This is a genomic window from Flavobacterium sp. 9AF, assembly GCF_902506265.1.
In the GTDB taxonomy this organism is placed as follows: domain Bacteria; phylum Bacteroidota; class Bacteroidia; order Flavobacteriales; family Flavobacteriaceae; genus Flavobacterium.
In genome coordinates this window covers 1-12,345 of record NZ_LR733626.1, presented here as the reverse complement: position 1 = coordinate 12,345, position 12,345 = coordinate 1, and the positions used below count along the sequence as shown (strand labels likewise).

The window sequence follows — 12,345 nt, the reverse complement described above, 5'->3', positions numbered from 1 at the left end:
TTTCTGGTTTAATATTTTCTTTAGAATATTTAAGAGAATTGCTAATTAGATTAGTAAATAATTGTTGCATTTGAAACTCTACACCTTCAATTGTTTCCAATTGATCATATTGTATAATCGCTTTTTTATCTTCAATATTTTGAGATAATTCTGAAATACTGTTTGCTAAAACTTCATTTAAATCTACTTGTGTGAAATTATTCTCTCCTCTGTTTGTTCTAGAATATTGTAGTAAATCATTAATTAATATTCGCATTCGATTAGAAGCTTTTTCAATTCGAATTAAATAATCTTTACCAAAATCGGTTAAGTTTTCTTTTTCTTTTTCAGTTATTCTTGAAATAAAAGTTTGAATTTTTCTTAATGGTTCTTGAAGATCATGACTAGCAACATGGTTAAATTCGCTTAATTCTTTTATATTTTGTTCTAATTCATAGTTTCGTTCTTCTAGTAACTCATTCTTATTATAATCATCGGTAACATCTTGCGTTGTTCCAATCATACTTTCAGTGCCACTTAAATCGGTAAAAGATTTAGCAATAGTTCTAAAATGCCTTATTTCACCATCTTTTTTGATAACTCTATAGTTCATGGTAGGAATTTCTCCTGTTGTATTGGCTTTTTCACTAGCTTCTAAAACAATATGCCTATCTTCTTCATGTACACGGGAAATTAAATCTTTTAATGTGGCATCATAAGACTGAGGTTCGTTTCCTAACAAACGGAACATATTATCGGAATAGATAAATTTATTATTTTCAAAATTTAAAATCCAGCTGCCATAATTTCCAAGTATTTCGGCTTGTCTGCTTGATTGGTCAAAAATGATTAACTCATTATTTAATTTTTTTAAATCTTGGATGTTCTTTTCTAATAGTAGTTTGTTATGAATTTCTTCTGTTATATCATGAGTAACGCCCAAAATAGTTTTGTGTCTTAATTTTTCTGCAAATAATTTTCCAGTGGCACTAAAATATCGTATTGCTCCATCTGGTTTTACTATTCTAAATATTGCAGGTTCTAGGTTTTCTTCTTTAACAACACTATCCATAATACCTAAAACTAAATCTTTATCATCAGGATGTACAAAGTTGATGAAATTATCATTTGATGAAGGGAAAGATTGTGGCTCATAGCCTAATAATCGGTATAAATTGTCAGAATATTTAATTTGTTGTGTTACTAAATCCCATTCCCATGTTCCAAAATTAGATAGTATTTCAGCTTTCGAACTTAAGAAAATAGACTTATTTAAGGTATTATTGGCATCTTTTATATTTTCAAGATCTTTTGACGTTTTATAATAGGAATAAACAATTAGTAAAATGGTGATAAATAGAATACTAAGTGTTAAGATAGGAGTAATGCTCACTTGTTCATTATAAACCGAACTGCGTGCTTTTAAATAAGAATTCTCTAACTCAATCATTAAATTGATTTTTTCTCTTATGGCTAAAAGAAGTTTTCTACTTTCTTTAAAATCACTTTTAAATTCTTTAGTATCTTCTATATTTTTACTAATATCTGGATCAGAATATTCCCCATTATAATCTAATCTTTTCTTGATTATTTCAAAAAGCTCATTTAAATTTTGTTGTTGTTTTTTATTATCGCTAGTTAATTTTTTGAGTTTAGAAAAAGATTCATTAATATTTTTATTTGCTGTAAAATACGGGTTTAAATAGCTACTTTCTTTAGTAATTAGAAAGCCTCTCATGCTATTCTCAGAATCTTTAATATATGAAAACAAGTGTTCTAATTCTAAAGTTACATCATAAGTATGTATAATTTTATCTGAAGTCTCAGAGACAATATTAAAGTGTCTATAAGTAATAGCTCCAATAAATAATACTACGAATAAACTAATCGTAAAGATGATTTTATGAAATTTGGTCGATTTGAAACTTGTTTCCTTCATAATAATTATAAACGTAATAAAAAGTTATCCTTGTTAAGTCCGCTAGTATGGTATTGCCAATTAATTGTAACTACTTCAGATAATACTTTTTTCAAAGTATTGAAGTCGCTTGGTTTTTTAATATAAATATTTGCACCTAAAATAAATGTGTTTTCTACATCTTGATCAGAAGATGAGGTAGAATAGATAGCAATTGCAATGTCTTTAAATTTATCATTTTTCTTAATTTCTTTTAAACATTCAATACCATTCATTATAGGCATATTTAAATCGAGAAAAATAATATTTGGTAAAACCGAATCAGGATGGTTTAAAAATTCAAGTAATTCTTTCCCATCATTACAAGTATTTACCACAGTATTAATTTTTAATTCATCAAAAGCATCAGTAAAAAACAAACGGTCATCTTCATCGTCGTCTGCTAATGTGATAAGTATATAATCTTTATGCATAGTTTTAGTTAATGTTTTTAGTTGCAATTTCTCTTCTTTTACTAATAATTCTTTGGAAAGCAGAAGGTGTTATACCTGTTGTATTCTTAAATTGTGTGCTTAAATGTGCTACACTAGAATAATTTAGTTTAAATGCTATTTCGGTTAAACTAAGATTTTCATTTACAATGAGCTGTTTTGTTAATTCTATTTTTTGTAAAATGATAAAATTTTCAATAGAGGTATAGGTTACTTCAGAAAATAAATTAGATAAATAACCATAACTATGATCTAATTTTTCAGATAAATAAACAGAACTTTTAACATTAGGCGCATCATCACTAAAAACCATTTCTACAATAGCATCTTTAATTTTTTGTACCAATATATTTTTTTGGTTCTCAATTATTTCAAAACCATATTCTTCTAATACACCTATTATTTTATCGTATTTATCTGTTGAAATATTTTCTAGAAATAATACTTCAGAAGCATTTATTACCTCAAATCTTACATGAAAATCCTTCAATTTTTCATCTAAAATTTTTTTTGCCAAGGCATTGGTGTCGAGTTTTAAAAATAGTTTCACTTTATTTGTTTTTAATTTTTGGTAAAAGTAATAAAAATGTTTAATAAAAAGTTATATTTGTTAAACATAACTTAGACGTTGAAATTATTTATTTTTATTTTCTTCTTGTCTTTCTTCCGCTTCTTGTTGCGCTTTTTCTAAAGCTTTTCTTTTCTCTCTTTCTTTTTTTCTAAAATAACCTCTCAATAGAAAATTATGTTTGGCTGCTTCCATGTTTTCATTTAGACCTTTGGAACTTTTTCTTAAATTTTCCATGGTTTTTTCTAAATCTTGTGCCATGCTTTCATCGTTCATTAGTTTTCCTAATGTTCCTTCACCATCATTAATATCTCCTAATAGAATGGCCAATTCATCACTTATGATTTCTGCATTTTCGGCTGTTACTTTAACCGATGCGAGAATATCATCCATTTCTACGGGTTCAAATGATCTAATCACATCTCCATTTTTTATTTCTTTTGCAGTTGCAGAGCCTTGAGAAATAGTCAATAATTTATCACCAATAACTCCTTCCGAACCTATAGATGCTTTACTGTTTTTCTTGATAAATTGTTTGACATCTGAATTGATTAATAAGTCTACTTGAACCGTACTATCATTTACTATTTCTATATTATCTACTGTTCCCACGTCTATTCCAGAGAAGCGCACTTTACTACCCACTTGCAAGCCACTCGCATTTTTAAACTTTGTGGTGAGTTTAATTTGAGAACTGAATAGATTTTGTTGGCTTCCGATAAGAAAGATAATAAAAAATAAGAATAATAAACCAAGACTTACAAAAAGTCCTAATTTTATTTTATAGGTATTGTTTGATTCCATATTTGTTTAATTTTGTTTAGTTAAAAAATGATTGTATATAACTGTCAGGGTCGTTTTCAAATTCGGATAAGCTTCCTTCCTTATAAACGGTGCCATCTTTAAGCATAATAATTCGATCGGCAACAGTTTTAACACATTTAATATCATGTGTAATAATTATAGATGAGGTTTTAAATTTATTTTTGGTTTTATTAATTAATTGACTTATTTCATCAGAGGTAATAGGATCTAAACCCGTTGTTGGTTCGTCATATAATAAAATTTTTGGATTAACAATCAGAGTTCTAGCTAAACCAATTCTTTTTTTCATTCCTCCCGAAAGTTCAGAAGGCATTTTGTCAATTGCTTCGGGTAAACTTACATCGTCCAATACATTTTCGATTTTTTGAGTTATTTCCTCTTTTAAGAATTTTTTATCCAATCGTGTTAATGGAAACGTTAGATTTTCTCTTACTGTCATAGAATCATATAAAGCAGCTCCTTGAAATAAGAAACCAATTTTTTTTCTTACTTCTATTAACTCTTCAGAATTACAATTTGCAATTTCATAATTATCTACTTTAATACTTCCAGAATCTAGTTTTAATAAATTAACAATGCATTTTATCAATACCGATTTTCCTGTTCCAGATTTTCCAAGTATTACTAAATTTTCATTTTCGAAAAGTTGCATAGTAACACCTTGAAGTATATGTTGGTTACCAAAACTTTTTTTAAGATTTTTAATATCGATTAGTACATTTTTCATAATAAATCAGTTATTTGAACTGCGATTAAATCGACAATAATTAATAATAAAGAGGATGTAACTACTGCAGAATTAGCCGCAATTCCTACACTTTCGGTTCCTCTTCCTGTATTATATCCTTTATAGCAACCTACTAAACCAATAACAGCCCCAAAAAAGAAAGATTTAATAAAAGCAGGTATTAGATCAATAAATTCTACACTACTAAAAGCTTGATTGATAAATAGGGTAAGACTTACATCATCTTTAATGTTAACTCCTAGCCAACTTCCAAAAATTCCTATTATGTCTGCATATATAGTTAAAATGGGAAGCATAACCGTAGCAGCTAAAACTCTAGGAACAATCAAAAAATTAATAGGATTGGTATTAGATACTTCCATAGCATCGATTTGTTCGGTAACTCGCATGGAACCTAATTCTGCACCCATACTAGAACCAATTTTACCAGCACAAATTAGTGCTGTAATTACGGGTCCCATTTCTCTTATGATGGAAATAGCTACCATTCCAGGAAGCATGGCTACTGCTCCAAATTCAACTAATGGAGGTCGAGACTGAATAGTGAGTACCAAACCGATTATAATTCCTGTAACTGAGATTAACCCGACTGATTTATTACCAATTTGATAGCATTGTTTTAGAAATTCGTTTTTTTCAAAAGTAGATGTAAAAATGTTTTTGTACACATTTTTTAAATAGGATATAACATGGGCTACATCAATAAAAAAAGCGATAAACTTTTGTTTTATATCAATCCGAAGAAATTGATTATAAGACGAATTATTTGGGCTTAATTGTGACATGTTTGGTTTTTTATTAGTTATTCAAAACTAGATAGAAAACCCAACGAATTACTTATATTATTTTTTTTTAATCTTACATAATTCTTATGTTAAAATTACCCTCAAAATATATTTTCTTAAAAGGGATAACCAATAGCTAGATTGAAGATTAAATTTTCTTTTCTCCAAGTGCGGTTTCCAAAATCGATATCATCAATTACCCATTCTTCCCCTTTAGGTAAATAAGGTTTTCTTAATGGAAAAGCAAAATCAGTTCTTAAAATTAAAAAATCAAAATCAAATCGAAGCCCGAGTCCTGTTCCAACTGCCAATTGGCTCAAAAAATCTTTACTAAATTTCGCCCCCTCTTTATTATCCACATTATTAAGTAGCCAAATATTACCTGCATCTACAAATATTGCCCCTTTTATGAAATTATAAATTTTAGCTCTTAATTCGGTATTAAGTTCCAGTTTTATATCACCTGATTGATCCGCTAAGAAAGTTGTATTTGTCGTATCTAGATAAGTTCCAGGACCAATGGATCGGGCTCTAAATGCTCTTATACTACTTGTTCCTCCTATAAAAAACTGCTTAATAAAAGGTAATTCGTTTGAATTGCCATAAGGAATACCAGCACCTATGATTATTCTACTTGCTAATTTTGTTTCATTTCCAAGATTTAAATAGTGTCTGAAATCGATATCCAATTTCGCAAATTGACTAAAAGGAACCCCTAAAATACTTTTTGGATTAATAGCATCATTTGCGCCTAGTAATAAACCGGTAACGTTTGCTGATAAATCGGCACCACCTTTAAAATAAAAAGTGTTTCTTTTTTGGGTAAGCATAGTATTAGTATAGGTATAAGAATAGGTTGGGCCAAAGATTAATTGTTTTTGAATTACTTTTTCTAAGGATGAATTTTCCAATATTTGTGCTTTATACAAATCGGTTACTCCATTTGAAGTAGTGTAAGTGATATCAAAAATATTTAAGTTGTGTTCTTTTCTACTATTTTCTTTCCATAGATAACCAAAAGAGCTTTTAAATGTTTGTAAAGAATACAATTGACTACGAAATTGGTATTCATAATTGATTAATGCTTTTGTTTTTGGAACATAACCACTAGCAGTATGTACTTGGAATGGAGTAATAAAACGAGGCCAAGTTAAACTAGTTTCCCCACCCACACGATAAACATTAAAACCATTATTTTGTCCTGAAACTTGAACTTCTAAACCGCCGAAAACGGATATAGCTAATAACTCGGCACCTCTAAAAGTATTTCTATTGCTCCAATTTATGTTGAGCTCAGTTCCTGAATAATTTGCTGAATTACTTTTTGCTAAAGCTTCAAATCGAATGGATTTTTTAGGTAGAGGTGTTAAATAATAATAAGCATCTAAATAATTACCTAATGTATCGTTTTCTTTGAATTCATTTTTTACAAATTTGAATGTTCCTAAAGTTATTAATCTATTTAATGATAAGTTATGATTGGATCGATTATAGAAATCATTTTTTTCAAAATTTAGAGTATTTTTAAATACGATAGGTTTGAATAAATTTTCATCATCAATTATTGAGAAATTTTCTTCTTTTACAACATTTTTACCTTTTTCATTTAAAGTGTCGTTTTCAATTTTAAAGTTGGGATAAACATAAATTTCCTTAATTCGGTAAGCTTGTTTTGCTTTTTCAGGAGTATCATTTTTAAGTTCTAAAAGTAAATCTATTTGATGGTTTCCTACGGTACTATCTACTTTTGTAATAATATAGTTCTCATTAAAATAATAGTATCCGAGTTCTTTTAATTGGGCATCAATGCGAGCTCTTTCCGTTTTAATTTTATCCAAATCATAGGGTTCTCCCATTTTTAAAATACTATTTTTTTGAAAGGATGTAATTTGTTTAGAAATAGGTAATGAGTCAGTTGGATATAGTATGTTTTTAATCAAATATTGATAGTTTAATGAAACATCATATACTGCTTTTCCTTTTTTTCCTTTGCGAGTAGAATCACTGGCTACTTTTACATTGAAAAATCCTTTATTTTCAGCATAATTTCTAATAATTTTTTTATTATAAACCCTATCAACTTCACTAAAAAGCACTGGTTTTTCACCTAATTTATTTTTTAGCCAATATCTAAACCCTTTTTCTTTAGTTACTTCTCCAGCTAAATTATAAAAGAAAATTCCAGGTCGCATTCCTAAAATGGAGCGATTAGGTTTAGGTCGTATGATTTCATCTAAATTTTTTTCTATTTTTTTTCTTTCTTCTTTGGAAGTCTTTTCACCTACGACGTTTAATTGATGACCAATATATAATAAATCTCCTTCAGGTATGTTTTTAGTACCACTACAACCCAAAAGAAAAAGTACCAAAATGAATAGGTATAAGTAATTGTGTTTTTTCATTATTGTTTTTTATCCTTATTTTTTTGAAACAATTCTTTGAACTTGTCATAATTCATAGTAATGATAAAGGCTACTCCTGTTTCAACTACCTGACCTTGTAAGGCTACTTGATAATTATTTTTTCTATAAGCTTTCAGTTTATATCTACCGTCTTTTGTGAGTAAATATTCAGCACTTAAATCACCAGCAATAGTATTTGCTTGTTCATTCTTATTAGGAGTTCCTTCAATTCCAAAACTACTTCCAACTGAGATTTTTAATCGATCATTTAATAATTCTTTGGATACCGCTACATTTAAATCGGTGCGATCCTGTTTTTCACCGGTTGTATACTGTTCTGTAGCTTCTAAATCGAAATCGATTTGAAATCCGTTTACTAAATCACTGGCAATTTGATTCAATTGTTCTGATAGTATTCTGCTAGCACTTTGTTTGGCTAAATATCCTGCACTTATACCACCACTTTCACTTTGAAAAGGATTTTCACCTATAAAACGATTTAATAATAGAATAGCAAATACTTGTTTATTCATGGCATCTTCATCTTGTCTTATTTGTTCTAGTTTGGCTTCAGTAGTATTAATAACTTCGGTAGAAACGTTGTTATTTCCTTCAGGTAAAACAATATCAAAATTAATTTCTGGTTTCATTAGCTCACCAGTCATTTTTAATTGTGTTTCAATAGGAATTTTTTGTTTGTAAGTATTTTTAATATTGGAAGCAACTTCTCCTAATTGGTCAATTACTAAATCTATGGGTGCAACATCAGATTTATAAATAGCGGTTACATTTACATTAGCCGTTGTAGGTTCACCTGTCCATAGAATATAACTACCTGATTTAATATCAAATTTTCTTTTAATCAAATTAAAATTCATTTCATAAGAACCGTCTGTAAATTCATACTTGCCTGTAAGAGTTGTTTTTCCAGATGGATCAATTCCGCCATTTAATTCTGCTTCTCCTTTTAATTTTAGGAAATCTCCATTAGCTTTATCAATGATGATAGAAATTTCAGCCTCTTTATCTATTTCAATATTTACAGAAGCATTAATCCCTTTTATTTCAGTTTCTGTAATTTCTTTCATAGGATCTTTTACAGTAACTAAAACGGGTTGATCTTGATCGATAAATTCAACAATTCCTTCTCTGTCTACTATTGAAGGATCTTCTTGAGGTAATACTATAGTAAATTTGGTGTCTTTATTAATTTTTATATTCCCATCAATAATTGGACTTTCGAAATCTCCTTTTATATTTAAATTATTATCCAAATAGAGTTCTCCATAAAATAAATCGCTGTCTTTTGCTTCAGAATTTACAGCTCTAAAATTACTTGCTATCACATTCAAGTCAAAGCCTAGATTAGCATAATTGGTACTATTAATTGTACCATTTATTTCTAAATCGTTATCATTTTCATCTTTAAAACGGAATGTTTTAAAAACAATCAAATTGTTTCGAAAATCAATAGCGTCATTAATCAATTTGAATTTTGAATTTAATGTACTTACATTAAAACCTACATTATTAAATTTTAAAGCGCCTTCAATTTGTGGATTTGTGGCTTTTCCTGATAAAATTAATTTACCATTTAAAAAGCCTTCACTTTCTTTTAAATTACCATAAGTAAAAGGCTCTATAGATTGCATCTGTAGTTTTTCTAAATTAACATTTAAGTTTAACATGCCTAAGCTAGTTTCATAATCACCATTAATTTCCACTTGATTGTCATTACCTGTTAGAAGTAAATTTGCAGTAAATGTATTGGCTATTTTATTGTCCACTTTTAGTGCAATTTTTCCAATAGTATCTTGTTTAAGAGTCAAGTTATCAATTTCTAAATCACTTATGAAAAATGGATTCTTACTATGAGTTTCAAGGGTAGTCGTTCCGTTTATTGTACCGCCGAATTCATAATCAGAATGAATTATATTAGTTAGCGATTCTAATTCGAAATCTTTCATTTCTATACGAATAGGTGCAGTAGAATTAGTATTCTCTGATTGAATTGTTAATGTGCTAGACCCATTATTGAGGATAAAATCTTTAATATTTATGCCTGTATTATCAATTTGGATTTGGTTTTGATCATCTAACGACCAGTTTTTATAGTTTAATATTAATTTTTCTGGGTTTATAATAAGTTGTGATTTGTCATCAGCTATCGAATATTTACCTGAAATATGATATTTTTCAACGTCTTTAGGATCTACTAGTTGAAGTTGATAGTTTATAGAGTTATTTTCAATAGTTCCAAAAAATTTTGTTTTAGGAACTATTAAGTTATTGTTTTGTATTTTTTCTAATTGTACATCATATATTAAGGCATCATTTTGTTTGTCTAACGAAAAATTTGCAGCAATTAATTCATTACCAGCATATTTTAAATTAGGAATGTTACCTTTGATAACAATACTATCCTTTGTAGAGTTATAAGCTCCTTTAATCGTAATAGCAGACATTTCTTCTAAATCGGGAACAATTTTTTTCAGAATTTCTTCTTCTTTTATATAAATATCAAATTGGATTTGTTGCGATTCTTTAGGCTGTTTTGATTCTCTTTTGGAATCTAGGTAATGAGCTAAACTTGAGGAAAGAGATTCAGATAAATTTGCCAATTGATAGTTACCATTAAGATTCACATTTATAAATTGAGATTTTAGAATTAAAGAATCTTGAGTTGCAGTAGCTACACTTTTTAAAGCAATTGTATCTAATGGAAATTGCTCATTTTCTAAAGCTACTAAAAATTGAGTTGCTTTAAGTGTCCCATTTAAATGATTTATGTCTAAGGTTTCAAAATCTCCTGATATATTTCCTTTCATTTTTAAAGCACCTGCATGTAGATTCAATTTATTTAAATCGATAAAATCAATTTTTAAGTCCAATTTTGCTTTCGGATATTTATTATCAAAATCGCCTGTTGAAGTTAAATCAAAACGTAAATTAGGATTTTTACTTTTTGAAATCACATCAAATTTTCCATTTTTTATATTTCCAGTGACTATTAAATCGGAATAGTTGTATCGATTATAATAGGCAGAAACAATTTCCAAATTAGCTTTAGCATTGGCTGTTTTTGGATTTAGAGAATTTCCTTCTAAAGTGGCATGAGTAGTAACTTTTCCTATTGTTTCATTTTGAATTAGTTTTCCTATTTCAAAGGCTTTTAATGTGGCCTTTAAATAATATTTTTCATTTTCTTTCTTAGTTTGATCATAGGTTGCATCAGCAGTAGCTTTACCAAACGAACTTTCTAAATCGAGATGCGTTTTGAAATCATTTATTGATCCTATAAAATTTCCTTTTAAAGAGAATTTTTCAGGTAATGTAATAGATTGAGGTAAGGTACCTTGAGGAACGAATTGCTTAATATCTTGTGAAGAACTTTCAAAGTGATTAATCTTAAGATTAAAAATACTAGTTTCAATTTTTGGTAATCCTTTAATAGTACCTTCCATGTTTATTTTAGTAAATCCAAGGCCACTAGAATTAAATTCTTTTATAAATAGATTGTCTAATTTTCCTTTAATTTGTGCGCTTAAATTTAGAATACTATTTGGATAACTTTTAAATGGTATTTGGTCAACTAAATCGGGAACTATTAATAAGATATCTTTGAAACCAATTTTGCTGTTTTTAAATTGAGCATTTACATACATTTTTTCTGGATTAGTTGAAACAGAAGAGATCGAAGGATATGAAATTGCTACATTTTCATCAGTTAAATGAGTAACAGGTGTTATAAAAGTTAAATTTTTTAAAGAAGTATTTTTATCAGTATATTCAAAATCAGTAGTTAAATCTTTAATAAGTAAACCACTTTTTTCTGAGCCATTAAGTCGGGTGATTTTTCCAGAGATTTTAGAAGGAGTATAAATAAAGTTTTCAATTGTTAGATTGGTTTTTTTGAAATCTAAATGATTAGTATCTAGTCCTTTTGATGATACGAAATTATTATTGTTATAAATAAAATTAATATTATTTAAATCTAGTTTATTAGCATTAATCTCCCAAAAGGTATTATTTGTTTCTGAAATACCAGAGGAATTTTCCTTAGACTGTTTTCCTAAGTTTAATTTACCATAAAGATCTTCAAATAACAACGACTCTATACCTATTTTCTTTTGATTTAAATCGAATGAGTTGAGTATAGTATTGAATTTTTGAAACGAAATTTGAGTATCCAATAAACTAATTTCATCTTTATAAATTACATTAATATTTGTTAAATTAATCTCTTTAAGATGTAATGAAATATTTTTTGTAGCGGTTTCTTCCGTTATTTTTTGGTCTACTTTTTTTGTTGTTTCAACCAAACCTTGATTTAATTTTAATTGTAAACCATCCAATTTTATACTTGGAATAGTAAAAGTTAAATTGTCTAAATCAAATTCTTTAAAAGATGTTTCAAATTGAGTAATTTTAACTGTAAAATCATTTTTGTTAATGATGTCATCATAAGAAAAATAAGATTTTTCAACAATTATTTCATTAATATCTATTTTTGTGGGTTCTGATGTTTCCTTATTATCTGTAGAAGCAAACGCTTTAATAATATAATCAAAATTAAAAATAGAATCTTTGTTTTTATCAATTTTAGCGGTAATACCTTCTAAATAGATT

The 12,345-nt window shown here is 27.9% G+C and carries 8 protein-coding genes; all 8 read right to left on the bottom strand.

Going from position 1 to position 12,345, the window contains the following annotated elements; translation table 11 throughout:
• Positions 1–1,918: PAS domain-containing protein (locus HALO113_RS18805; protein WP_159780685.1), on the bottom strand; the 1,918-nt coding region annotated here is incomplete at its 3' end.
• A 5-nt stretch (positions 1,919–1,923) separates the two neighbouring features.
• On the bottom strand, positions 1,924–2,370 hold the full coding sequence (locus tag HALO113_RS18800) for a response regulator (RefSeq protein ID WP_159780684.1): 447 nt from the start codon (positions 2,368–2,370) through the stop codon (positions 1,924–1,926).
• 4 nt (positions 2,371–2,374) lie between these two features.
• Positions 2,375–2,938: an AraC family transcriptional regulator gene (locus HALO113_RS18795; protein WP_159780683.1), complete on the bottom strand. Its 564-nt coding sequence runs from the start codon at positions 2,936–2,938 to the stop codon at positions 2,375–2,377.
• Positions 2,939–3,022: 84 nt separating this feature from the next.
• Positions 3,023–3,760, bottom strand: coding sequence for an MlaD family protein (locus HALO113_RS18790; RefSeq protein ID WP_159780682.1), 738 nt, complete (start codon positions 3,758–3,760; stop codon positions 3,023–3,025).
• Positions 3,761–3,776: 16 nt separating this feature from the next.
• A complete protein-coding gene (locus HALO113_RS18785; RefSeq protein WP_159780681.1) occupies positions 3,777–4,508 on the bottom strand; it encodes an ABC transporter ATP-binding protein in 732 nt (243 codons plus the stop codon).
• Entirely contained in the window at positions 4,505–5,314 is an 810-nt protein-coding gene (locus tag HALO113_RS18780) for an ABC transporter permease (RefSeq protein WP_159780680.1), read from the bottom strand. Before HALO113_RS18780 ends, HALO113_RS18785 begins: the two co-directional genes overlap by 4 nt.
• Positions 5,315–5,430: 116 nt before the next feature.
• The gene (locus tag HALO113_RS18775; RefSeq protein WP_159780679.1) at positions 5,431–7,716 is read right to left on the bottom strand and encodes a BamA/TamA family outer membrane protein; all 2,286 of its coding nucleotides are present in this window, start codon (positions 7,714–7,716) and stop codon (positions 5,431–5,433) included.
• Positions 7,716–12,345, bottom strand: a 4,630-nt coding sequence (locus HALO113_RS18770) for a translocation/assembly module TamB domain-containing protein (RefSeq protein ID WP_159780678.1), incomplete at its 5' end; no start/stop codon positions are given. The genes HALO113_RS18770 and HALO113_RS18775, both read right to left, overlap by 1 nt.

What these genes read in the sequence shown, in the direction of transcription:
- HALO113_RS18780 (WP_159780680.1), bottom strand. Translation starts at nt 5,314, where the DNA reads ATGTCACAATTAAGCCCAAATAATTCGTCTTATAATCAATTTCTTCGG.
- HALO113_RS18790 (WP_159780682.1), bottom strand. Translation starts at nt 3,760, where the DNA reads ATGGAATCAAACAATACCTATAAAATAAAATTAGGACTTTTTGTAAGT.
- HALO113_RS18785 (WP_159780681.1), bottom strand. Translation starts at nt 4,508, where the DNA reads ATGAAAAATGTACTAATCGATATTAAAAATCTTAAAAAAAGTTTTGGT.
- HALO113_RS18800 (WP_159780684.1), bottom strand. Translation starts at nt 2,370, where the DNA reads ATGCATAAAGATTATATACTTATCACATTAGCAGACGACGATGAAGAT.
- HALO113_RS18775 (WP_159780679.1), bottom strand. Translation starts at nt 7,716, where the DNA reads ATGAAAAAACACAATTACTTATACCTATTCATTTTGGTACTTTTTCTT.